This is a genomic window from Pseudomonas sp. P5_B3 (genome assembly GCF_056400405.1).
Genome location: NZ_JBFULI010000011.1, coordinates 72,830 through 96,007 on the forward strand (window position 1 = coordinate 72,830; position 23,178 = coordinate 96,007).

General features: G+C 59.0%; 20 protein-coding genes. 6 read left to right on the plus strand and 14 right to left on the minus strand.

Annotation, left to right across the window (positions count from 1 at the left end):
* Positions 1–9: 9 nt before the first annotated feature.
* The 5 genes from AC1DRN_RS09625 (at position 10) to AC1DRN_RS09645 (ending at position 4,193) form a co-directional block, all read left to right on the plus strand.
* A complete protein-coding gene (locus AC1DRN_RS09625) occupies positions 10–426 on the plus strand; it encodes a RidA family protein (protein ID WP_457265888.1) in 417 nt (138 codons plus the stop codon).
* Between the two features lie 83 nt (positions 427–509).
* Positions 510–806 (plus strand): EthD family reductase, encoded by a 297-nt coding sequence (locus AC1DRN_RS09630; RefSeq protein ID WP_457265887.1) that lies wholly within the window; start codon positions 510–512, stop codon positions 804–806.
* A gap of 226 nt (positions 807–1,032) precedes the next feature.
* Positions 1,033–1,713: a TetR/AcrR family transcriptional regulator gene (locus tag AC1DRN_RS09635; protein ID WP_457265886.1), complete on the plus strand. Its 681-nt coding sequence runs from the start codon at positions 1,033–1,035 to the stop codon at positions 1,711–1,713.
* 315 nt (positions 1,714–2,028) lie between these two features.
* Positions 2,029–3,516, plus strand: coding sequence for a flavin monoamine oxidase family protein (locus AC1DRN_RS09640; RefSeq protein WP_457265885.1), 1,488 nt, complete (start codon positions 2,029–2,031; stop codon positions 3,514–3,516).
* On the plus strand, positions 3,516–4,193 hold the full coding sequence (locus tag AC1DRN_RS09645) for a c-type cytochrome (protein ID WP_457265884.1): 678 nt from the start codon (positions 3,516–3,518) through the stop codon (positions 4,191–4,193). The genes AC1DRN_RS09640 and AC1DRN_RS09645 overlap by 1 nt, the downstream gene beginning before the upstream one ends.
* 148 nt (positions 4,194–4,341) lie before the next feature.
* Here the strand turns inward: AC1DRN_RS09645 and AC1DRN_RS09650 are convergent, their stop codons facing one another.
* The 14 genes from AC1DRN_RS09650 to AC1DRN_RS09715 form a co-directional block, all read right to left on the minus strand.
* Positions 4,342–5,004: a hypothetical protein gene (locus tag AC1DRN_RS09650; protein WP_457265883.1), complete on the minus strand. Its 663-nt coding sequence runs from the start codon at positions 5,002–5,004 to the stop codon at positions 4,342–4,344.
* Between the two features lie 35 nt (positions 5,005–5,039).
* The gene (locus AC1DRN_RS09655; protein WP_457265882.1) at positions 5,040–5,696 is read right to left on the minus strand and encodes a c-type cytochrome; all 657 of its coding nucleotides are present in this window, start codon (positions 5,694–5,696) and stop codon (positions 5,040–5,042) included.
* A 9-nt stretch (positions 5,697–5,705) separates the two neighbouring features.
* Complete coding sequence (locus AC1DRN_RS09660) at positions 5,706–7,184, minus strand: flavin monoamine oxidase family protein (protein WP_457265881.1); 1,479 nt, start codon at positions 7,182–7,184, stop codon at positions 5,706–5,708.
* Positions 7,185–7,298: 114 nt separating this feature from the next.
* Positions 7,299–8,663, minus strand: coding sequence for an NAD(P)/FAD-dependent oxidoreductase (locus AC1DRN_RS09665; RefSeq protein ID WP_457265880.1), 1,365 nt, complete (start codon positions 8,661–8,663; stop codon positions 7,299–7,301).
* Positions 8,664–8,674: 11 nt separating this feature from the next.
* Positions 8,675–9,913 carry a thiolase family protein gene (locus AC1DRN_RS09670; protein WP_457265879.1) on the minus strand — a complete coding sequence of 413 codons (1,239 nt, stop codon included), beginning with the start codon at positions 9,911–9,913 and terminating at the stop codon, positions 8,675–8,677.
* 17 nt (positions 9,914–9,930) lie between these two features.
* Positions 9,931–11,490, minus strand: a complete 1,560-nt coding sequence (locus tag AC1DRN_RS09675; protein ID WP_457265878.1) for a class I adenylate-forming enzyme family protein — start codon at positions 11,488–11,490, stop codon at positions 9,931–9,933.
* 10 nt (positions 11,491–11,500) lie between these two features.
* Entirely contained in the window at positions 11,501–12,634 is a 1,134-nt protein-coding gene (locus tag AC1DRN_RS09680) for a saccharopine dehydrogenase family protein (protein ID WP_108217637.1), read from the minus strand.
* Positions 12,635–12,687: 53 nt separating this feature from the next.
* Positions 12,688–13,971, minus strand: a complete 1,284-nt coding sequence (locus tag AC1DRN_RS09685; protein WP_457265877.1) for an acyl-CoA dehydrogenase family protein — start codon at positions 13,969–13,971, stop codon at positions 12,688–12,690.
* Positions 13,971–14,129, minus strand: coding sequence for a hypothetical protein (locus tag AC1DRN_RS09690; protein WP_457265876.1), 159 nt, complete (start codon positions 14,127–14,129; stop codon positions 13,971–13,973). Before AC1DRN_RS09690 ends, AC1DRN_RS09685 begins: the two co-directional genes overlap by 1 nt.
* A 307-nt stretch (positions 14,130–14,436) precedes the next feature.
* The gene (locus AC1DRN_RS09695) at positions 14,437–15,420 is read right to left on the minus strand and encodes a methyl-accepting chemotaxis protein (RefSeq protein WP_414917500.1); all 984 of its coding nucleotides are present in this window, start codon (positions 15,418–15,420) and stop codon (positions 14,437–14,439) included.
* 166 nt (positions 15,421–15,586) lie between these two features.
* On the minus strand, positions 15,587–16,552 hold the full coding sequence (locus tag AC1DRN_RS09700; RefSeq protein WP_457265874.1) for a WD40/YVTN/BNR-like repeat-containing protein: 966 nt from the start codon (positions 16,550–16,552) through the stop codon (positions 15,587–15,589).
* A 13-nt stretch (positions 16,553–16,565) separates the two neighbouring features.
* Positions 16,566–18,980 (minus strand): efflux RND transporter permease subunit, encoded by a 2,415-nt coding sequence (locus tag AC1DRN_RS09705; protein WP_457265873.1) that lies wholly within the window; start codon positions 18,978–18,980, stop codon positions 16,566–16,568.
* 8 nt (positions 18,981–18,988) lie between these two features.
* Positions 18,989–20,635 carry a DUF1302 domain-containing protein gene (locus tag AC1DRN_RS09710; protein ID WP_457265872.1) on the minus strand — a complete coding sequence of 549 codons (1,647 nt, stop codon included), beginning with the start codon at positions 20,633–20,635 and terminating at the stop codon, positions 18,989–18,991.
* 23 nt (positions 20,636–20,658) lie between these two features.
* Entirely contained in the window at positions 20,659–22,083 is a 1,425-nt protein-coding gene (locus tag AC1DRN_RS09715; RefSeq protein ID WP_457265871.1) for a DUF1329 domain-containing protein, read from the minus strand.
* A gap of 449 nt (positions 22,084–22,532) precedes the next feature.
* Here AC1DRN_RS09715 and AC1DRN_RS09720 point away from each other — a divergent pair, with 449 nt between their 5' ends.
* Positions 22,533–23,114: a TetR/AcrR family transcriptional regulator gene (locus AC1DRN_RS09720; protein ID WP_414873012.1), complete on the plus strand. Its 582-nt coding sequence runs from the start codon at positions 22,533–22,535 to the stop codon at positions 23,112–23,114.
* Positions 23,115–23,178: the final 64 nt, after the last annotated feature.

Sequence of the window (23,178 nt, forward strand, 5' to 3'; positions counted from 1 at the left end):
GATCAAGCAATGAGTACCCAAAACCTGAAACGGCAAACCATCACCCCTCCCCAATCCCAAGTGTTCTACGATAACTATCACTTTCCGCAAGCGACGCGTGTCGGGGACATGATCTGGGTTTCCGGCCAGGTCGGAATCGACGCCACAATGACACCGGGCAATGGTATCGAAGAGCAGGCGCACCTAGCCTTCCAAGGCTTGAAAATCGCCCTTGAGGCGGCGGGCGCGACCCTGGCGGATGTTGTCGAGCTGATGACATTTCATACTGAGCTTCAAGCTGACACGCACGCATTCATGCAGGTCAAGCACCAGTACTTCCCCGACCGCTACCCGTCTTGGACCGCCATCGGCATCTCGGAACTGGCCCTTCCCGGGCTTCGCGTGGAAATTCGCGCCGTTGCGGTCGTGGGTTGCGGCGAAGCCTGATTTCACAAAGACATCGCGCTTCAGGTTGCCGACCCGCGCGTGATGCCCTCACTGCCCCATCACAACAAGAGCAAGGACTACCCATGGCTACCCTTATCGTGAGCTACCCCTTAACCGAAGGTGCGAGATTCGACCGGGAGTACTACCTTTCCACTCACATCCCGCTCGCGCGCTCCGCATGGGGTGAGTTTGGACTGCAATCGGCGGAGGCCCTGTTCCCGGCCGTCGGTCCGCAGCCCCTCGCGGGCCTGGTGATTCTGCGCTTCAACAATCAAGCCGGAATCGATGCCGTGCTCACCTCCCCCAAGACGGCTGAGGTTATCGGCGACGTGGCGAACTTCACCAATATCGCTCCGGTGATCTTCCGCGCGGACGACTGATGCATCGCACGGCTGCCCGAAGGCCGCTGATGTGCCCTTCGGGATAGCCCTGGCATAGCGGACCAGCTTCTGCGTCGAGTCTTGCAAGGGTGCTTTCTTCAAATAAATTCCATATGCTGAGCCGCAAATAGCAAGTTGCAGCTTTTTCACTGCAACTGTTACTCCGATCAATTGAGCCAGCGAAAATTATCCCTTTCCTATGCCTGATTCACGCCCCCAGACGCCCATGAACAACAGCTCTCAAGCCAGTGATAGCGAATCCGAACCGGTCTCCCGCCGGGGTCGGCCCGTAGGCGACCACAAGGCGAAACGGGCCGAGTTGCTGGCGGCGGCGATCGCGGTGATCGCACGCGAGGGCTATGCCGGAGCTTCGATGCGCAAAGTGGCGCAGCACGCCGGGTGTACGACGGGAGCGGTGACCTACTACTTCGCAAACAAGGAGGAGATGATCACCGCTGTCGCACAAAGCCTGTTCGACCAGATCGACACTTTGCTGGAGAACAACCAGGAGCGGATCGATATCAAGGCTCTCATCGAACAATGGCTCGATTGGACGAACACCGATGAGCCGGACCCATGGCTCGCATGGCTCCAATTGCTTGGCTACGCAAGGCACGAACCGGCTTTCGCCGGCGTCATCAAGCAACGATATGCCCGGTTCCGCCAGGTGTTTACATCGGTACTGGAGAGAGGGCAAAGCCAAGGCATAATCCGCGACGATATCCCCGCCGAGTTGCTCGCCGATCAGCTCAGCGCGATCAGCGATGGATGGATGATGATGTTGCCGATCGAACCTGAACGGTTCGGTTCGAGCCGAGGTCAATCCCTTCTCGATGCCCTCATGACCTTGATCACTCCACCCCAACCGCAAAAACCACCTTCCAAGAGAAAGGCAGTCGCCAAGTAAAGCAGTTGACGCACGATGCTGAGTTGGCCTTCACGGGCAGCGCACTTCTCCAGGATCATTAGGTCGGGGCTGCGCACCGTGCTTTCTTGTAATGGCTATTAAATGGCACCGACTGCCTTGTTCTGACCGCCCTATCCAGCAGGACACCTGCCCTTATCATGCCGCGGCCCACTCCACCGGCGGCAAGGCCTGCGTCGTCCTCCATCCTCCTCAACACCAAACGCCCTTCTATTCTGCTTTGCACGGTTTCAAATGTGCTGTATTTTTACATAACGATTGTTATGTAAAAACACAATAAATATGACAGAGGCGAAGATGGATTCAGATAACGATGAATTGTCGCTGCCAGCGCGCCAGCGACGCTTGCTGCTTCAGGCGATTGGAAGCGTCACCTTGATCGGAGGGATCGCACTGAGCGGGCGGGCCACGGCTCAGGAGCTACATGCTGGCCAGGACGACGTCCTTGACGTAGCCATCATCGGGGCAGGACTCGCCGGCCTGACTTCGGCGCGGGACCTGCGCCGCGCTGGCTGYGAGTCCTTCGTCGTACTCGAGGCCCGGGACCGTGTCGGTGGGCGCACCTACAACCACGACCTGGGCAAAGGCGTTGTGTCGGAAGCCGGTGGCGAGTGGATCGGCCCCGGCCAGACGGCCATTTTCGACCTGGCCCGTGAACTCGAGATCGACACCTTCCCGACCTATTACCAGGGCAAAAACGTCTACCTGGTGGGTGACGCCAAATTCGAACAGGACCTGACCAAAGGCCAGAACTCCAATGCGTCGATAGTCGAGAAGCTGAATGAACTTGCGCGGGGAGTACCCAGCAAGGAGCCATGGACCGCGACGGATGCGGCTGCCCTTGACAAACTGTCGGTCGGCGAGTGGCTGACGCAGCAGGGGGGCAGCAATGAGAGCAAGCTCGGCTTCGATACCTCCATAGGCCTGACAACTGGAACCCCTCCCTCAGTACTGGCGCTGTTGCACTACCTGTCCCTCATCAATTCCGCCGATTGCCGCATGGAAAAACTCGAGGGGTTCAAGGGAGGCGCCCAGGAAACTCGCTTCGTCGGTGGCTCGCAGATCCTCAGTATCAAGATGGCAGAGGCACTGGGTGACAAGGTCAAATTGTCCTGCCCGGTACGCAAGATCGTCGGCTGGGACCGAGATGTGGTCGAACTGCATACCGACCAGGGCGTCATTCGCGCCAGGCAGGTCATCGCTGCGCTGCACCCGGCCCTGTGCAATCAGATCAGCTTCGATCCCCCCCTCCCCAGCGGGCGCGCACAGTTACAGCGTCTCTGGCCGTCCCATGCCCCCATGCGCAAGACCGTACATGTCTATGAGCGTCCGTTCTGGCGGGACAAGGGCCTGAACGGCCAGATCACGCAAGCCGACGGACCGCTAATCCTGTCCTATGACAATTCGCCTCCGGATGGCAGCGTCGGTGTCCTCAGCGCCTTCGTCAGAAGCGGCCAATTGCCCCACGATGCCAACGCCGCCCAAAGCGCCCTGTCAGCCATCTATGCACAAGCAATGGGCAATGAAGCGTTGCACCCCATCCAGTTCCACGACCACGACTGGGGCAAGGTCGATCCCTGGACCCTCACCTGCGTCGCGTCAATACCCCCTGGTTTTCTGACCAAATGGGGTCAGTACCTGAAACCGTCGGTCGGCCGCCTGATCTGGTCCGGCACTGAAACGGCCGATCTCTGGGCCAGTTCGATGGATGGTGCTATCCGTGCCGGCCACCGGGCAGCACTCGAAGCGCTCCAGGCGCTGGTTCAACGCCGGAGGAGCGTGTGATGAAGCGAGCATTTGTGATTAGTGCGGTCGTGACAGTTGCGGCCTTGGCGGTATCGAGCGCGATATATGGCCCGGAAATGGTGGCGGGCTATCGCTTCATGGACGCCCTCGACCAGCATTATGCCAACTACGAGGCCAATGGCGGCGCTTGGCCACAGATCCAGGATTCCTGCGCACTTTGCCACGGCGCCAATGGCCAGCCCCGGGACGCACAGTACGCTTCCCTGGCCGGTCTACCCGCGCCGTACATCGAAGCCCAGTTGCACGCCTTCGCCGAAGGGCGTCGACACAGCCCGCAAATGAGCCCGCTCGCAGCTAATCTGACTACAGATCAAATCAAGTCCCTGGCGGACTATTTCGCGCGTCAGCAGCCGGAAAGGACAGAGGCCCCCAGCCACGATGAAGCGCTGGAACAACGTGGACAAGCCACAGTCGCAACCAGGGGATGCGCCGCCTGCCATGGCGAGGGCCTGTCGGGTGGCCCGCTCGCTCCCCGCATTGCGGGCCAGGGCGAACACTACTTGATAGACCAGCTCACCGCCTTCAAGCAGGGGCAACGCAAGGACCCCAACCAGGCCATGAACGCCATGACCAGCACACTCTCGGAGGAGGAGATCAGGGCCACGGCCCACTTCCTGGCCAACCAGACGCCAGCTTCGACCCCGAGAGCCAAATAGCCCGTTGTTCATGAAGGTGAGCATGGACGCTCACCTGCCCCACATTCCCATTCGAAAGACAGAACTCCCCCCGGATCTACAGAAAGGCCGGAGTCAACGAATGAGCCGCCAGAAAATGGCGGCTCATTCCATGCAGCTCGCAAATCGGTTAGCGGGCCTGCACAAGCGACCGAGACGAACCTCCCATCGCGCGCGCCAGCGCGCCATAGGCGTAATACAGTTGGATCATGGTGTAAGACCAAGTGGTCAAGGCGAAGGTCATGAACACCATTTTGGTGTCATCACCCGGGATCGGGAAGAAGTCATAGACGAGAGCCACGCCCAAGGCAACCGCAGCACCCACCGCCGTAGCCAGCGCGTGCAGGTTCTCTCCGGCACAAACCAATTGCCAGGTGAAATAGGCGAGATAAATCGTGTAGCCCGACCACATGATCACATAGAAGTACGGGAGCGGCTCGCGAACGAAGTCAGCCAGGACGAGCACGAATGTGGCAGCGAACGAAGCCGCGAATATCAAGACATCCTTGGAGACCGATGGTTTGTAATTATGGGTGACCGCCATCAGGCCAAGAGTGGCAACAATCGGTACACCGAACCCGCGGGAAAAGGCATCGAGAAAGAATGAGATGCTGTAGTTAATCTTCCACTCAGTGAGGAGGTATATCAGAAGATTCGACCCGGAGAAGGCAACGATCAGCCACTCGAAACCGAGCAGATAATTCTGTTTTTTAAGAAACTTGATCCCGTAAGTCACTCCGCAAAGCACCAACAGAACGCAAGAAAGCAACGCAAAGGTATCCCTGATTTCCATAGTAATGGCCTCTATTAAATACTGAACTCAATACATCACTTCGCTACAGGAGCGAGTGCCGCGAGATAATGGGCAAGTGCTTTGCGATCATCCGCGGACAACGTCGTGACAATGGCGGTCATCGCGCCTGACGGATCCTTGCGGCGACCCAACGCAAAAGCATTCAGCTGCGCCAGCAGGTAGTCATGCCCCTGCCCGGCCAACCGCGGGAATTGGTCGTGCCCCATCAAACCTTCACCATGACAAGCGGCGCAGCCCCCGCTCGCCACCAGCTTCTTGCCCTTCTCCTGCTGAGCGGGATCAGGCTTGAACGACTCGTTTTGAGCAGCTGGGTGCTTGGCGAAGTACTCCGACAGGAGCGAAATGTCAGCCTCACTCAGGCTCAATGCCAGCGGGCCCATGTTCGGGTTGGCTCGCTCGCCGCTGGCGAAGTGGCGCAACTGAGCCGCCAGGTAGGGAGCCGGCTGGCCCGCGAGACTCGGGTAACCCTGATGCAACGAGTTGCCCTGGGCGCCATGACAACCGACACATGCATCGGTCAGGCGTGGCCACGGCCCACCATCAGCCTGCCGCGCCTCGCTGGACGTGCTGATGTGAGTCACCAGGCAATAAATATCGAGCAGGTCCCTGCCGTAAACAGTCAGCAGGCCGGCAGCGACCGTAACAAATCCCAACAAAATCCACTTCTTCATATTCACCTCCTATGCCCGACGCAGGGCGTTAAGAGCCTGCAGGGCACTCTGGTGCCCCGAGCGCACCGCGCCATCCATGTAACCGGCCCAGATATCGGCGGTCTCGGTACCGGACCAGATCAGATTTCCGCAGGGCGGCCGCAGCGCCTCGCCATGGGTGGTCCAAAATCCCGGAGGTATGGCCGAAATGCAGGTGATCGACCAAGGATCGTCACGCGCCCAATCCTGATCGTGATAGGCCACGGGCTGCAGCGCTTTGTCTCCCCAGGCGCGCGCGTAGAGTTCTGTCAGGATGTGCTTCGCCGTTGCAGGGTCCGAGGGCAGATTGGCGTTGGATATGAAGGCGTTGATGACGCCCACGTCCCCATTGGGAGGCGAGTTATCCCAAGCCCAGATAATGGGACCATTGAGCATGATGATGTGCCCATTCAGGCCCTTGTCGCGCCAGAACGGCCGGGGGTACACCATAGCCGTCTTGCGCGCCGGGGAGTGCGCTGGCCAGGCACGCTGCAGAGCGGCACGCGCTTGCGGCAGGGGCGGATCGAACTGCACCTGGTTGCAGAGGGCAGGATGGATGGCCACGATAACCTTGCGCGCACGCACCAGCCCCTGGTCCGTGTGTAGCGTGACGACCTCGCGATCCCAGTCGGCAATCCTGCGGACCGGGCACTGCAAGCGCACCTTGTCCCCCAGTTGCCCGGCCATTCTGGTGCTGAGAATCTGAGAGCCGCCGACAAACCGAGTACCCTGGGCGCTGTCCTTGATAGAGTCGAGCTTTTCGTAATCACAGCTGGCTGAGTTGATCATCGACAGGAAATGCAAGAGCCCCATTTTGGCCGGGGTTACACCACCGCTCAGCGTCATGCTGGCATCCCAACCTGGCTGATCCTCAGGTTTGATGTTTTGCTGGGCCAGCCAATCTCCAACCGAAAGCTTGTCCAGCTCCGCTGCCTTCGGCGAATTCCAGGGCGCCCCCGAGGGCACATCGCGCGAAAGCTCGCTGAGCTTTCCAGCGACGGTCATATCAGTGCCGAAGGTTCCCTTGAGATCGACTTCAAGGCGGCCGTCGCCGCCGAGAATGACCGTGCTGCCTTCGTAGAAGCTTGGGAAGGTTCCCACCCCCAGCTGCCGCGCGAGATCCTCGACAGCAGTCTGGCCCGGCCCGATCCACTGGCCACCGACCTCGGAAACATGGCCGTTGCCCATGTCGAAATTGAGGGTTCGACCTCCCACGCGGTCCCGTGCCTCGAGGACCACGAAGGACTGGCTGCCGGCCAGCTGCAGGTCCCGGGCGGCAGTCAATCCAGCCAGGCCAGCGCCTATGATGGCGACATCCAGAACATCACCCGCGTCGCCAGCGGCTGCACCGGCATGCGCCAGCCCGACTTTCAGGCCTAAACCGCCTACGGCCACGGAGGCACCGGCGAGTTTCAGAAATTGTCTACGTTTTGAATCGAGTCCGGAATCAGAGGTAGGCCTCTTGGCCATGGCTAATGCCTCACGCAGCGGTTAATTGAGATCACTGACCAACAGGTATTTCGCTCCGCAACATTGGCGAAGCGAACATAATCAGTCACATGGGAAACATCAGAACAACTATGATCAGTTGCGCCGCTGTAGGGCCCTCCAGTTCGTCCACTCATCAAGAGCTTTGGCTGCCACAAGGCCAACATTCATGGCGCACCACTGCAGGGGCTCGGGAAGCATTGAAGGCGTCTTGTGGTGCAACGCCTCCATTAACGGATTCTCGATACCACCGATTCGCTCGGCGAGTAGCAGCCCCATGAGCGATTGGGTAGCAACACCGTGCCCCGCACACCCAGCCGTGTAGAGGATGTTTTGCTCTGCCCCGGTTGCGCCCACCACCGGCAGAGCGTCGTACGCCATGCTGACGTAACCGCTCCAGCAAGATTGGATGCCAAGACCGCGCAGGCTCGGGAAGCGCTCATGCAGCGCCAGCCCCAATGCGCGATAGGCGCTGGCGTCCGGCACGTTGGGCGTCTTCGAGCCATAGACGTAACTGAGCTGCTTGGTGGTCAGCACCAGCGTGTTACGTGCAGTCAGGCGGTGACTCTCCATGGTTATATGCGGCGTCACAATGCCTTCGCGCCCTCGCCAGCCGAGCGATGACAACTGCGTCGCGGACAGCGGCCGGGTTTCGATCGCAGAAACCCGGAACGGCGCGACCTTATTGCGCAGCAGGCCCAGTTGTGGGGTAAAGGCGTTGGTGGCCAGCACCATGATTGGCGCACTCGCGCTACCGTGCGAGGTCTTGCAGGTGATGGTTCGCCCCTCGCTATAGGACAGCAGCGGAGTTTGCTCGTACAGCTTCACGCCCGCCTGAATCGCTGCACGGCGCAGCCCCAGTATGTATTTTCCCGGATCCAGCGTGCCGCCGTGCTGGGTGCAACCGAACAGGAAGGCTGGAGGAATCCCGCGTGCACGCATCTCGGCCTGGTCCACGAAGCGCGTGACCGAACCCAGATCGAGCCCGACTTCCATGCTCTTGCGCAGTCGCTTTTCCTGCGAGGGATGAACGACGGCGCGGATGAGCCCGGAAGGGTTGTAGTCGCAGTCGATGCCCAGTTCGATCAACCGCTTTTCCACATAGGGGACGCCTGCATCGTAGAAACGGACGATCTGCTTCGCCCGCTCGCGCCCCACTCGACTGACGAACAATTCGAACTCAAGCCCCATGCTGCCGGCAAGGTAGCCCGCATTGCGCCCACTGGCGCCAAAGCCGGCAAACTCTTGCTCGAGGACGATGACTTTGGCCCCGCGAGCCGTCAGCTCCAGTGCGGTGGACAGGCCGGCGAAGCCGGCACCGACCACTATCACGTCGGCGCTGACATCGCCCTGTAGCTGCAGTTGCAGATCGTCCGGCTTATCCATCCACCCACCAAAGCGTCGAAACTGCCCCGGATCGGTGAGTGTCATGAGGTTTTCGTTGCACTGATGGGTAGACATGACGGGTTCTCCTAACGACTCAGAATATGGACAGCCACAGCGCCTTCTTCGATGCCGATCAGTCCCCCTCCGTTTTCCTGGATCGCATGGCGTGCGCCTTGGACCTGGCGAGCCCCTGCCTCGCCCCGCAGTTGGGTGGTCAGCTCGAACAACTGGCCAATGCCCGTTGCGCCGAGCGGGTGACCTTTGGATTCCAGACCGCCAGAGGGATTGATCGGTATCCGACCGCCCACGGTGAAATCACCACGCTCGGCACAGATCCCGCCTTGCCCCAGGGGCGCCAGGCCGAGATTTTCCGATTGAATGATCTCGCCCATCGCGGAAGCGTCATGGACCTCGGCGACATGCATGTCCTGCGGACCTAGCCCGGCGATCTCGTAGGCCTGAAGCGCGGCCAGGTGACTGACATGCTTCTCAGGTTCGGCCAGGTCGCGCAGGGTGAAACTGCGAATCACGCTGGCGGCGATCCGCACGCAACGTTTGGGGTCGGCACCTATGCGCTTCAGGCCCGCCTCGGTGCAGATGATCGCGGCTGCAGCGCCGTCGGTCATCGGTGCGCACATCGGCAGGGTGATCGGATAGGTAATGGGCGGCGCGGCCAGCACCTCTTCGATGGTGAAAGGCTTGCGAAACTGTGAATAGGGGTTGTGCACCGAGTGATTGTGGTTCTTGGCGCACACCGCGGCGATCTGGCGCTGGGTGGTGCCGTAGGTCTTCATGTGCCAACGGCACATGGCCGCGTAGATGGCCATGAACTTGCTGTACGGCCGATCGGACTCGGAGCCCGCCGGAACGACGATGCCCTCCCCCATCCTCACTAGCGTCGCGTAGTTCTCCTCGGCGGTGGAGACGTCCCAGCCAGCCTCGAACAGGGAAAGGGTTTTCATCTTGTCGGGTACGACCATCTTCTCGGCGCCCAAGGCCAGCACCACGTCGGTGGCGCCGGCGCGCAGGCTCTGCACCGCCAGATGAACAGCGGTACTGCCCGAGGCGCAAGCGTTTTCGACGTTGTAGATCGGCACCCCTTCAATGCCGATCTTGCTGCACACCACTTGCCCGGGGATTGACAGCTGCCCCTGCAATTGGCCGTTGGTAATGCCGGCGTAGAAGACGGCACCGATATCGGAGCGTTGGGCGCGGGCATCCGCCAGCGCACCATTGAGTGCCTCCAGGGCCATGTCCTGGAGGCTGCGGTCCGGATGGCGCCCGAACTCGGTCATGGCGATGCCGGCAATATAGATTGGTTCCATCAGAGGACTCCTGGACTTCAGATTTGCCGTTTAGCGTCTTGCCAATAACGGGCACGCAGGTCTTTCTTCAGCACCTTGCCGACCGGGCTGCGCGGGAGGGACAGCACTATGTCCACCGTCTTGGGTGCCTTCACCGAGCCCAACTGCTCCTTGCACAGGGCAATCAGCGCTTGCGCGTCGACGGTTTGACCTTCGTTCAACTCGATGACGGCTTTGACCGCCTCGCCCCACGTCTCGTCCGGCACACCGATCACCGCACAGTCGCGCACAGCGGGATGCCCCCAGATCACCTGCTCGACCTCGCTCGGATAGACGTTGAAGCCACCCGAAATGATCATGTCCTTCTTGCGGTCGGTGATATGCAGATAGCCATCGGCGTCGAGATGACCGATATCGCCGGTATGCAGCCAGCCATCGATAATGGCTTCGGCAGTCTTCTGCGGGTCCTTGTAATAGCCCTTCATGATGAGATCGCCGCGTACGCAGATCTCACCGGTTTCGCCCTGCGGCAGAATCACGTTGTCGTCGTTCATGATCTCGACGCGAACCAGGGGATTGGGTCGGCCAACGGAGGACAGCCGCTCATCACCCGCAACATGTCCATCTACAAAGTGCTCGCCCGGGGTCAGATGCGCGATGGCGCCTGGTGCTTCGGTCTGCCCGTAGCCTTCCATCATGACTGGCCCGAAGACCTCGATCGCCTGGCGCAGCTTCTCGACCGACATCGGCGCCGCACCGTAGAGGAAGTAGCGTAGTGACGAGAAGTCGACCTTCTTGTTCAGATCGGGAATATCGAGCAGCCGATAGATGACGGTCGGCGGCAGGAAGAATTCCGTCACCTTGTACTGCGCGATTGCCTCGAGCAGCAGTTGCGGTTCCGGCCTGGTGATCACGACAACCGTACCGCCCCTGGCCGTGCAGGGCATGGACAGCATGCCGGCGGTGTGGGTCATCGGCGCCGCCGCCAGATTCACCGGCCTGGCGTTGGCCGGATAAGGGGTATTGATCATGAAGTGCGCAAAGCTGGTCTGCACGCTGCGATGCGTGTTCATGACGCCCTTGGGCAAGCCCGTCGTACCGCCTGTGGGACCAACCCAGATTACGTCTTCCGGATCAACGTCCACCTGCGGGTCGGTTGCCGGCTGCTGCGCGACGAAGTGCTGAAGAGACTCGGCACCTTCCACCTCGCCATCGATGCAGATCCACCGGCGTATCTTGGGCAGCTGCGGTCGCAGGGCAACAATCACCTCGGTAAACTCGCGCTGAAAGAACAGGATCTCGCAGTCGAAGGCGTCCAGCACGTAACGGTTTTCCTCGGGCGCGTTGCGCGCGCCCACCGGAATCCAGCACAGATTGGCGCGCCACAGGCCCAACGCACAGAGCCAGGCCGTCACATCGTTGGCCGCCCAGACCGCGCCCTTGACTCCGGACGCGCCCCCCTGCGTGAGGAGCGCGTTGGCGATGCGGCAGGACAGTTCCCCCGCTTCAGTAAAGGTCGTTACCTTGCCGTCCTGGATGTATGCCGCGCCGTGCGGATTGATCCGCCAGCCACGATCGAAAAAATCAATAATCGCCATCTTCGTCACTTCACAGTTGGGTAATGGTGGCGCGTGCCAGGCCGCGCTGCTCGAGGAAGCCGAGCATGTAGCGGTGACCGAAGGCCTTCGAGGACGAGGCGAAACCCACCTTGGCGACATCGTTGTCCAGCAGCTTGGCCACTGCCGCGGCTTGCAGGGCGCCGGTGGCGATGTAGGGGGTGATGCCGTGCACGGTCGCCCGGACTGCCGCCAGTTGACCGCGGCCGATCGCGAAGTCCACTGTGCGCTGCAGGGTGCTGCGCTCACGAGGCGGCATGCTCGGCGTGGTCGAATCCACCAGACTCTGGATCACCTCATCCTGCTGTTCTTTCGGCAGGTGCTTGTATTCGGCTTCCCACTTCTGCCCCAGCGCGTGGACACTCTTCATCACAGGGTTGTCGTAGAAGCCGACGCAGGACATGCAGCTGCGCACACGCGCATCCTGCTCGAAATACACTGGCAGCGAGGTTCCGCCCCAGGGCAGGCAGAACACCGACTCCATCAGATTAGGGCAAACGATGTTGAAGCTGGCGTTGGGCGCATACGGAACCAGCGCCTTGTCCCACAGATAGGAGCCCTGATGGCGAAAGCCTTCGAAGATGGTGGCGGTGGAGCCTACGGTCACACCGGCGGCACCGACACGCGGCCCACGGGTCAGGGTCGCGGTTTCCAGGGAGTCCACGCCGGGGGTTTCCAGGGCCAGCTCGGCAGCGATCTCGGCGAAGGTGTACATGTAGGCGAGCGACGGCGACAGCAGCAGGCCGGCCTGGCGGAACAACTCGCCGAACTCATCACGCAGTGCACGAATGTGCTCCTGCTCACCGGCAGGGTCCAGGTAGTGACAGCCCGCCTTGAGCGCGGCCTCGACCGTCACCTTGCCGAAATTGACGAACGGGCCGACGGTGTTGCAGACCACGCGCGCGCCCTTGAACACCTTTACAAGCGCTTCGACCTCGTGCGGGCACTCGATGATTTCATATTTGGCCGACTCCAGGCCGACGACGCGTTGCGCCATCATTTCCTGGGCACGACCGGCGTTGCGCGCCACAGCTGTGAAAGGAATGTTCTGGTCGATCAGCCAGTCCATGGTCAGCATGCCGGTGTAACCACTGGCGCCATAGACAACAACAGGATATTTGGCCATCTCGTGTTCCTCGCTTTCTTATTGGATGATTTTTGTTGGGTGTTTTGGTCGGCTCAGCCCTGGGCCCAACCTTCGGCATAGAGCTGCTGGGCCAGCAACCCCAGGCGCATGGTCAGGACACGGTTTTCCCCGTCCTCGATCAAAGCGGCCTGTGTGTCTCGCAACAGCTTTTCGATCGGGTATTCGCGCGTGGTCCCGTTACCCCCGAAAAGGCGGAAGGCTTCCTCGACAACGGCCAACGCCTCTTCAGTCACCGTGACCTTGGCGGAGGCAGTGGCGTAAGGGTGGGTTTGCGGCGACAGACGAGCAAAGCTCAGCGAACGACGAGCCACGGCGCGGGCGATCTCTACGCGGCGCAACATTTCGCCCAGACGCAGGCGCGTCATCTGATGGTCAATCAACATCTGACCGCCCTGGCGACGCTCATGGCAGTATTGCAGCGCATACTCGAAGGCTGCCCGAGCGACGCCAGTGAAGACTTGGCTCATGTGAGTACCGGCATAGGACCAGGACGAGCTGACGGCGCCGTAGTAGGCATCTCGCTCGGCGATGGCAAAGCGCCGAGGTACCCGCACACTGTCAAAATAGATCTCACCTTGAGGCAAGGAACGCTGCCCGATCTTGTCCAGCGGCTTGCCCTTGGAAACCCCCTTGAGGTCCAGCGGGATGACCACGGCGATGCCATGGGGCAGTCCGTTGCTATCGAAAAAGCCGTCGCCGTAGTCGGCGCACATCAGGCCAAAGGCGACCTGCGCCACTGCGCCATTGGACACCCAGGCCGAGCTCTGTCCATTGATGATGATCTCGTCGCCGACGACCTTTGCGGTCAGGTTGCCGATGTTAGCCTGCTGCCCCGCAGGCCAATCGCGCGCTATATCGAAGAGTTGATTGTCGCTCCCTCGATCAGGCTGGGTGGCCATCCAGCAACCGATTCGGCCCTGACAAAGCTCCACCAGTTCAGCATTGCCGGCAGCGGCCGCCATCTGTAGCGGGAAACCGGCACAGCCGAGAGAAACCGCCAGACCTGCATCACCCCAGCCAAGCTCTTCACCAATCAGGGATTCGATCCGCACCGCCATTTCCGGCGGCAGCTCCGCCAGCAGCGCGGGATCCAATCCCAGCTTGGCGTACTCACTGAAGAGTGAGTAATAAGGCGAGCCAGGAGCGATGACCTCCTCGGCTTTCATCCGGTCCAGTTCACGACCCAGCGGCCGCAGCACCTCCTTTGAGAAACGGTGTACCGAGGCCTGGATCGCTGCTTCTTCTTCGCTCAGGGGGGATTCGAAACCGGACAACCCGGCAGCCGGCAACGTCATGGTGGATTTGAGCGTAATCATCAGAGCACCCTCGCCGGAACCGGCCCGCAAGTCATTGGCTGGCGACCGCCCAGGCAGTTGAGTTCGATAGTGGATGGGGCCTTTGGCGTTTCGCCCAGAAAGCCTCTGGCAACGGCCAAGCCGTTGTTCGGACAGGAACCAGCCTTGGAATTTTTCATGTTCGACCTCCTGGGGGCCTTTTGTTGTTTTGTCGACTTTAACAAGGAGTTTTATTTTACGCAACGACTGTTATGTTAATAATAATCGCGCACAAGACTTTCCCTGAAAGCGAGCCCTTATGGTTCGCCAGTCGTTCAACCGGTAGATGGAAGGCCCAGCGCAGGCACCACCTGACAACAGGCCAAAAATACGAGGTGCCCTGCTCATCCAGCGGGTTCCTGATATGCAGGCTGTGGGAGCAACGGACACTTGCGCGCAGATAAATCCGCTATGCAGGGTGCTCCGAAAGGACGCCCTCTCCGATGGCTAAAGCGCCTTTGAAGAGAGCATTTCCTGAATCGTCTGAGTGGCTTCTCGAGTTCTGCCCGCGAGCTTCTTCACTTCATCTGCCACTACGGAAAATCCGCGCCCCGCATCACCAGCTCGTGCCGCTTCGATTGCTGCATTGAGGGCGAGCATGTTGATCTGGTCAGTGATGCTCTTGATCACGTTCACGACCTGCGAAATCTGTTCGTAAGTTGTCTGTATGCCAGCCAACTCCCGCGCGCGTATCGTTTGGGCAAGCTTTTCGTCCGAGATATCACGTACGGCCCCGATGATGCGGCGGAGCCTGCCACTGCGATCCATCACGCCCTGGCCCCTTTCGCGGTACCAGATCTCTCCTTTGAATTTGTGCCTCATTCGGTACTCGACCGTATAGCCTGAGTAAGGGTCTGCGGCATTGAGGTATTCCGTCACCACCTTCATGACATGCTTCAGATCATCCGGATTGACGATTGAAAAATACCCCTCCCAGTCATCCTTGAAATCCTGTTCCGAATAGCCCACGAGCTCGCGGAACTGCTTCGACCAGCGAAGCTGGTTTTCAGGGTGATCCGGATTTCCGTCAACAATAAACAGTTCCCAGCAAACCTCTGTGAGCGCATTCTTGGTCACTTCCCAGACCTGTTCCTTTTCCCTGCATGAAACCAACTGCTCATTCAGATCGGATAGCTTCAGGTTGCTCTCCTTGATCTCACATTGAAGCTCGTGCATTTCATCCCGAGCGGCTTGCAGACAATTTTTCAGATCACTGACAAGGGCACTTTCAGAGTCATCTGATCTCTGACCAGCACTGTCATGCTCCTGATGGTTGAGCCGCCGCTCTAGCCCATCGAAGCTGTCAGCCAACCATGGATATTTGTTGATCAACCCCCCTTGGAAATCGGGAGCTGGCTGTCCACTCAACAGCGACGATATTCGCGAGCTGACCTCTTCAGCCAGACGCTTGAGCTTTCTTCCGGAAAACATGGGTCCTCCTTAAAAAACAGTCGAATTCATGATTGGCTGATTTCAAAAAAAAGGGACCGGACGTCGGATCCGACGAGGTCCCTCAAAGGGAGGAATCAAAATCAGCTATGGGGTCAAAGAACAGAGTCAACAACTCGCCTTTCCAGCGACGTCTCGAGAGATGCCTTTACTTGATTTGTACCGGCACCACACCACGTCGAGAAAACAGAACGGGATAGTCATTGCCGCTGAGTAATGCAGCCGTCAGCGAAACGCCATCGGGCGTCTTCTGCTCCTGGAAACTCCCTCCCCCATCGCTGCTGCGTACCATCAGCCCATCCAGACCGACCACGACTACCTGCTTTCCTGACACGGCGATGGCCGTGATCGAACTCTTGCTCTCCAGGGGCACGCGTTGCCAAACCTGTCCGTCCGCGGTGCCATGCAGCAGTGTGCCGCGTTGGCCACCGACCAGCAGGGTGCCATCGGCCAACACGGCTCCCGACCAAAGCGTGCCCTCATAGCCGGTATCCAGATAGCTCCAGCTTTTCCCAAAGTCATCGGAACGCAACACCTGGCCTCGCTCGGCAGCGGCATACACGCTGCCGCGAGCATCGACGAAAAGCCCCATCAAGTTGAGATCGGCACGGCTAGATCCCGGTGGGGCTTTAAGCTTCTGCTCAGCCCAGGTTTTTCCGCCGTCATCGGTCGTCAACACCAGTGACCAAAGGCCGACGGCGACACCTTGTTCGGCGTTGAAAAAATGCACAGCGAACAGTGGCCGATCCTCATTGCTGGACAGTCGTTGAATCTGCCAGGAGTCACCGCCGTCGTTGCTGGCCAGAATCGCCCCCCAGTGACCAACCGCCCAACCTTGCCTGGAATCGACGAATGAAACACCGGTCAGTGGCGTGGACAACGGTACCGAGCTTGCCTGATGGAAGCTTTTCCCTTGATCATCGGAAAGCAACACCATGCCATGATCGCCAACGGCGACCACACGCCCCTTTGCCCATGCAGCATCCAGAAAGGTGGCCTGCGTGGCGTTGCTCGAAGGGACTGCCGGCACAGCTTCCAATGCAGACGCCTGAAGTGTGACCAGTGGCAGCACTGCAGCGAGTAAAGTCCCCATGAATGAAATCATGTATCGCATGTTGCTTTTCTCCTCAGTGCGCCAGTGCGCCGACCATGCGCACAGCGCGCTTACGCGGGAACACCCGCTCGAGCCAGACTGCGAAAGCCGGTAACACCGTCATGGCCATGACCATGTTGACCATGAACATGAAGGCGAGCAGTTTGCCCATATCGGCCTGAAACTTGAGCTCCGAGAACGCCCAGGTGGCGACGCCGACTGCCAGGGTAATCGCGGTGAAAATGGTTGCCACACCGACTTCGAGCAAGGCATGTTCGACAGCCTTGACGATCGGCTGGCCCTGGGCCTGATGCAGTTGCAGGCGGTTATAGATGTAGAAGGCGTAATCAACACCGATACCCACTGCCAATACCATCACCGGCAGCGTCGCAATGGTCAGGCCGATCTGTAGTTCCTTCATGAACCAGTAGCCGATAAAGGTGCCAATGGTCAGCGGAAGACAGCACACCAGCACAGCGCGCAGATCCCGGTAGACGACAAACACCAGCAGCGCGATTGCGGCATAGACATACAGCATCATTGGCGTCTCGCTCTTTTCAACCTCCTCATTGATGGCTGCAATCACCCCTGCATTGCCCGAGGCCAGTCGCACCGTCACCCCGGGCATCGGGAATTCGGTACGAAAGGCCTTGGCGGCTTCGATCACCTTGTTGATAGTCGCGGCCTTGTGGTCCGCCAGGTACAGGTGAACGGCAGCCATGCTGCAATCGGAGCGCATGATTCCCGGAATGCGGGCCACTTCGGTAGCCAACGAGGAGTAGTTCGCCGGATCAATGGGCACCGCATTCATTTTCGGATTGCCCTCGTTATAGCCCTCGTTGAACTGGCGCATGCTGGTAGAAAATGCGGCAACCGACACCACCCCGGGTACGCCTTCCATTGCCCACACAAAGCGATCCTGGTACTGACCCAAGGCGACCTCTTCGCAGGCGACTGAAGCGCCGTCACCAGACTTGTCTGGATTGACCTCGAAGACGACGCTTAGCCAATCCAGGCCAATGTCGTAGCTGCTGGCGATGGCAACTGCATCTCGGTTGAAGCGAGAATCCTCACGCAATTCCGGTGCACCTGCCTGCAGGGAACCAACGACTCGGTCATGGCTTTGCCAGACAGCCGCGAGGAAGACGAGCAAAGCAATGCAAAGCACCCGTTTGGCATTACGCCACTCGGCAAGCCTGGCCAGTCCATGCAACCAACGGGCACGGCGCTGACGGGAGATCTCCTCGGTCGCGGCGTAGTCACCGTCGACCCGCAGCATCGACGCCACCAACGGCAACATCACCAGATTGGTGATGATCTTGAAGGACACACCGAGCGACGCGGTGATGGCCAACTCACGTACCATCGGAATCGGGATCAGCACCAACGTTACGAAGGAAACAAAAGCGGTCACCAGTGCCAGCGTGCCGGGGATCAGCAAACCGCTGAAGCTGGAACGCGCCGCCTCCTCAACGCACTTTCCATGGGCGATTTCCCGCACGATGAAATTTATCTGCTGCACGCCATGGGACACGCCGATGGCGAACACCAGAAAGGGCACCAACACGGCAAGCGGGTCGAGGCCATAGCCAAGCAGCCTTAGACTGCCAAACTGCCAGACCAACGAAGCCAATGAACACCCCAGTGCCAGCAGAGTGAAACGTACGGAGTGGCAGTACCAGTACACCGCAGCGGCCGTCAGCAGCAATGCCAGCAGGCAAAACTCCAATACTGCAGACGCGCCATCGGCAATATCGCCGATCTGCTTCGCAAAGCCGATGATCTGAATTTCGAAATCACCGTCCTCGAACTGCTGACGAATTTGCTTTTCCAGGACCTGGTTGTAAGCCACATAGTCCAGGCGCGCGCCAGTGGCGTCAAACTCATTGAGTTCGACGGTGATCATCGCGCTGCTCTGATCCCGCGAGACCAGCGTGCCGATAAAGCCCCCCTGAGCCGTCGAATCGGCGATCCTGGCAATGGTTTCATCATCGAGGCGTTCGGGGGTTACCGTACCCGGTACAAGTGGATCTGCACGGAAGCCCTCCTCGGTTATCTCGTTGACGAAAGCGTTCGGCGTCCACAACGAACGCACGCTGCTACGCGAAACATTGGGTAGAAAGATGACTGCCTGAGTGACGTCATACAGACGCTTGAGAGCCGTCTCGCTCCAGATCTTGCCTGCGCGAGCCTTGACCACGATGGTCAGGCGATTCGCCCCCAACAGGTCATTGCGGTACGCCTCGAACGTTTCTACATATTCATGGCCGATGGGCAGCTGTTTTTCAAAGCCGGCATCCATACGCAACTGAACAGCAAACCAGGCCATGATCAGAGTGAAGATGACCAGACTCGCCAGTACTAGCCGGCGATGCCCAAACAGCCAGTTTTCGATGCGAGGCAGCACGCCACGCCCCCGTTTGACGGGGACTTTTAGAGAAGTATTCACGACATGCCTCACAGAGTGCGCGAAATCACGAAACCGACATAGTCGCGATCACCCAACAATTGATCGTAGGGGGTATCGCCCCCCATGAATTTCGCGTAGTTGAAAGAGACCTGCCAACTCGCGGGGTTACGCACGAAGTTCAGATACAGGTTCATGCTGCTGGCACCTTCGGTAAAGGTTGCAGACAGATTGGGTGTCCGTCCGCCCAGCGAGCGCGAATAGAAGATCCCTGGCGTGACCTGCCAACCCGGAAGCAACGTCCCGTCATAGGTGAGGCTGAAATCCACATTGACGCCCGATGAGGTTTTGTCGCCCTTGGCCGTTGGTGGCGTTGATGGATCCAGCTGCCAGGTGTTCAAACCCGCGGAAATCAGCTCACCGTTGACGCTGTCATGCAGATCGGGATACTTCACGACCACCAATTCAGACAGCAGGGTGCCCGTGCTGGCGCCGGTGAAGTCAAGCAATCTGGGGGAGTTGGAGGGTGTCAGGCTGTATAGGCCGGTCAGGTGCCACTGGAATTTCTTCTGGTCGTCCCAGCATTTGCCACCATTGTTCGCACAGAGATCGAGAACAGGGTTGAGTGGCACCGCATCCTTGGGACGGTAGGACAACTCCGTGCCGACAGCCCAGTCGCCAATCGGCATGTTGGCGCTGATGCCATAGAGCATACGGTCTTCCGGATATACCCACTTTTGCGAAAGGGCGAAGGTCTCCGGATCGAGCACCTGCACCGTCAGCGACGGCAGTTTTTCGTGATAGCGCATCACGTAAAGGCCGAGATTGAGATCGGTGTCATCCGGTTGCCAACGCAGCGAGATGCCCCACTGTCCGCTATCCCGCGCATCCTTATCGTCGAAGCCGTAGGACTGCATGCCCTCACCGAGCCCGTGAGTAGTCGACCAGTAACTGCCAACGGGCGGCAACTCGCTCTTGTTCCAGCCGAACTGATAGTAGGCCTCAATGTTCAGGCCCGAACCCAGACCTGAAGCGAGGCTGAGCATCGGGGCCGGCAGCACGGCTTCCTTGAGCTGGACACCAGGACGCGCGAGGGCCTGGTAATCGTAAGCGTTGGTGTTGTTGATGCCACCTACCACGAACAGGCTTTCGCCCCAGTTGATCACCTGGTTACCCAAGCGAGCCCGGACACGCTGATCGCCGACATCGAAGCTCTTGCTCACCCACAGGTCGAGCAGGCGAGCCTTGAATTCGAGGTCGTCACGCGCATCATTGGTAAGACCGTCGCTGCCAACGTCCGGAGGTGTGTTGAAAGACAGGGCGCCGGTGGTATCGGTGGCGGCGAAGTCACGGATCCAGCTCCCACGCGCCATGAAGGCGAAGTCCTCCGGTAACTTCAGCAGCAACTCATGGGAGCCCTTGATGTAGTTGGTGAACAGGTCACCCTTGTCGTAGTTCAAGTCGCCCTGATCACCAATGCCTGAGGTTTGTGCCAGGCAACCACTGGGCGGGTTGTGTCCGGTAGCGCCGGTGTTGATCAGATTGCAAGATTGCGATTCGGTGCGCAGGCCCATGCCCACGGCGATGGTGGAATCGAACGAACCGCGGATGTTCTCGGATTCAAACGTGAACGCCATTGCCAAAGGGGTTGCACACGCGATGACAAGGCCTGATGTTTTTGTGATTATTTTTTTCATGATGGCTCTCGATCGATCGCTTTTCAGCGTTCACTGATGGCACGCAAGTTGTCGGAGGTGTAGAAGTCACGTTTCAGGCGGGGGTTGCCGGTACTCTCGGTGAGCCAGCGGTGATCGTTCTTGCCCACTCCGACAGACGTCATGTCGTACAGGTAGCGACCGTCAACCAGGTTGTACTGCGCCTGTGCCTCCATATCGCAGGTGCCTGTCTCGTAGACAGGGATCGTATAGCCTTCGCGAACCTTCCAGATTTGCCCTTGCTTGTCGTAGTCGACAGCCATCAGAGCGTTCCAGCTATCTTCATCGATGTAGAAGAGTCGCTTCGGAGCCTGGTGGCGCATGCCCTGGCGAACCGTGGCCTCGACAACCCAGACACGATGCAATTCATAGCGGCGTGATTCGGGCGCGATGTAATCATGCTTGGCCACATTCTCAATGTTGGCAGAGGCGTCATAGGCCCCGAAGGCGTTGTAGGGCACCAACAACTCCTGCTTGCCGACCAGCTTCCAGTCGAAGCGGTCCATCGGCCCGAAGAACACGTTCGACTCATCGATGGTGTACTGATTATCGAGACCAATTTGCGGAGAGTCGTAGGAGTAGGCTGGCATGCGACGCACACGACGCTGGCCGGGGAAGTAATAGAACGTGGTCGCCTGTTCGCCAGCCTTGGTAGTTACCACACCGGCCTGCCCGGCAAGGGCAGCAGGATCCAGATAGGAGAAATAAGTGGCGACTTCCAGGCGATCGAAGGAAGAGAACAACGCACTGCCCTTTTCTCCCCATGGGGTATACATGAACCAGTCCGTCGAAGTGCGCAGCCAGTCGTTCCCCCCCTTGCGCGGTGATATCCCGGAAACGGTCTTGGACATATCGAAACCAACGCCGCGGTAGCGCATTTTCATGTTCCACATCACCTCGGCACCGGTGCTCGGCATAGGGAATGGAATACCCGGTACGTGAGCTTCTTTCAGAGCCAGACCATCAGCATCCAATGTGGCGAATCCGACGTTATTTCTGGTGTTATCAGCGACGAAGTCGGGCACACCGCAGCTACGACGGGTCGGATACACATCCATGCGATAGCCCGGGATTTTCTTGAACAGTTCCACCTGGCCGGGTGAAAGCTTGTTCACATATTGCGAGACATTGTTGGAGTCGATACTGAAAAGCGGCTTATCGTTCTTGAATTTCCAGGATTGACCTCGCACCTGGCCATAAGTCCAGCCACCGCCCTGCGGACCGGGCGGAGTCCAGGCCGGGATGACCCCATCGGCACTTGCCGCGACCTCCCCTCCCAGCGGCGTTAGCTTCGTACCGAGTAGCGCAGGATCCTTCTGTGCAGCTTGAACCGTGCCAATAGCAGCCAATGCTGCCAATGCCGCGATCAGATGCCTGACTCCACTTCTGGTGGAGATGCCGGCGCATGGACGCGCAATAACTTCATTCATTGGAAGATCCTCATGGGGCTGTAACCGGCGGCGCGGCCTTCCTGGAGGGAAGACTCGGGCTGTGCCACACTCTCTAATCAACTGACTTGATCACTTGACCAAGTCAATTGACCACATTGCAAACCACATGCCAAATCATGGTGATTAAATTAATTAGCTTAGTTATCAATGCGTTAGAAGTTATATCAATCTGCCAGGCAACAGCTGCTCACTCACGTGCGCACCAGCTTGTGTCAGCAGGCCGCACCAATCTGGGAATTTACGAAACAATCGTTACGTATTATCCCCGCATTGGAATGAGCTATTCATGTATGCCATTGGCAACAAAAACCCATGCGCCGATCCACATCGGCTCATGACTCGCAGACCAGTCATGCTGTAGCATCCGCCGGCGTTGACGCCGAAGCCCAGGCAGGCGCTACAGCAGTAACAATGGAGATTGCTTGACTATGGCTAGAGTGGGCGCTGAATTACGTAGACAGGACTTCGTGGAAGCCACTGTCAAAGTGATTGCTGAACATGGGGTTGCCAATGCAACGACTCGACGTATCGCCGCTGCCGCAGGCTGCCCTCTCGCGTCGCTGCACTACGTGTTTCATACAAAAGACGACCTCCTCTATGCGGTCTATGAGTCTCTTTTCAACTTGCCACACCAGGCCCTGACGAACGTGCCTGCGGGGACTACCGCAGCCGAAACGACAGCGGAAATGCTTCGTCAATTAGTCACGTGGTTCTCCACCAACCCCGACATAGCCAAGGCACAAACCGAGCTTTTCTTCTGGGCCATGCGCAACAACCCCGAGATGGCGACCAGGATCTACGCGGTAGCAATAGAAGCAACGGAACAGGCCATGGAAAAAGCCATCGGTGCGCAATTCGACAAGACCTTCTTGAAGGCCACAAGTCGACTGTTGGTTCACCTTGTAGATGGTCTGATCATCGCCTGGTCCGCTCATGGAGACTTGGCACGGCTGGAGGCAGAAACTGAAACGGCCTGCGAAGCTGTGGCGCTATTAGTGGCCAGCCGCTGAACATTTCAATCCGTATCTACCTGACGATCATCAACCTGTACCCCGGTGGGTGATCGCCGGGGCC

Bases quoted from the DNA above. Each gene is read 5' to 3' on its own strand.
- AC1DRN_RS09625 (WP_457265888.1), top strand. From the start codon at position 10: ATGAGTACCCAAAACCTGAAACGGCAAACCATCACCCCTCCCCAATCC.
- AC1DRN_RS09630 (WP_457265887.1), top strand. From the start codon at position 510: ATGGCTACCCTTATCGTGAGCTACCCCTTAACCGAAGGTGCGAGATTC.
- AC1DRN_RS09635 (WP_457265886.1), top strand. From the start codon at position 1,033: ATGAACAACAGCTCTCAAGCCAGTGATAGCGAATCCGAACCGGTCTCC.
- AC1DRN_RS09645 (WP_457265884.1), top strand. From the start codon at position 3,516: ATGAAGCGAGCATTTGTGATTAGTGCGGTCGTGACAGTTGCGGCCTTG.
- AC1DRN_RS09650 (WP_457265883.1), bottom strand. From the start codon at position 5,004: ATGGAAATCAGGGATACCTTTGCGTTGCTTTCTTGCGTTCTGTTGGTG.
- AC1DRN_RS09655 (WP_457265882.1), bottom strand. From the start codon at position 5,696: ATGAAGAAGTGGATTTTGTTGGGATTTGTTACGGTCGCTGCCGGCCTG.
- AC1DRN_RS09660 (WP_457265881.1), bottom strand. From the start codon at position 7,184: ATGGCCAAGAGGCCTACCTCTGATTCCGGACTCGATTCAAAACGTAGA.
- AC1DRN_RS09665 (WP_457265880.1), bottom strand. From the start codon at position 8,663: ATGTCTACCCATCAGTGCAACGAAAACCTCATGACACTCACCGATCCG.
- AC1DRN_RS09670 (WP_457265879.1), bottom strand. From the start codon at position 9,913: ATGGAACCAATCTATATTGCCGGCATCGCCATGACCGAGTTCGGGCGC.
- AC1DRN_RS09675 (WP_457265878.1), bottom strand. From the start codon at position 11,490: ATGGCGATTATTGATTTTTTCGATCGTGGCTGGCGGATCAATCCGCAC.
- AC1DRN_RS09680 (WP_108217637.1), bottom strand. From the start codon at position 12,634: ATGGCCAAATATCCTGTTGTTGTCTATGGCGCCAGTGGTTACACCGGC.
- AC1DRN_RS09685 (WP_457265877.1), bottom strand. From the start codon at position 13,971: ATGATTACGCTCAAATCCACCATGACGTTGCCGGCTGCCGGGTTGTCC.
- AC1DRN_RS09690 (WP_457265876.1), bottom strand. From the start codon at position 14,129: ATGAAAAATTCCAAGGCTGGTTCCTGTCCGAACAACGGCTTGGCCGTT.
- AC1DRN_RS09695 (WP_414917500.1), bottom strand. From the start codon at position 15,420: ATGTTTTCCGGAAGAAAGCTCAAGCGTCTGGCTGAAGAGGTCAGCTCG.
- AC1DRN_RS09700 (WP_457265874.1), bottom strand. From the start codon at position 16,552: ATGCGATACATGATTTCATTCATGGGGACTTTACTCGCTGCAGTGCTG.
- AC1DRN_RS09710 (WP_457265872.1), bottom strand. From the start codon at position 20,635: ATGAAAAAAATAATCACAAAAACATCAGGCCTTGTCATCGCGTGTGCA.
- AC1DRN_RS09715 (WP_457265871.1), bottom strand. From the start codon at position 22,083: ATGAATGAAGTTATTGCGCGTCCATGCGCCGGCATCTCCACCAGAAGT.
- AC1DRN_RS09720 (WP_414873012.1), top strand. From the start codon at position 22,533: ATGGCTAGAGTGGGCGCTGAATTACGTAGACAGGACTTCGTGGAAGCC.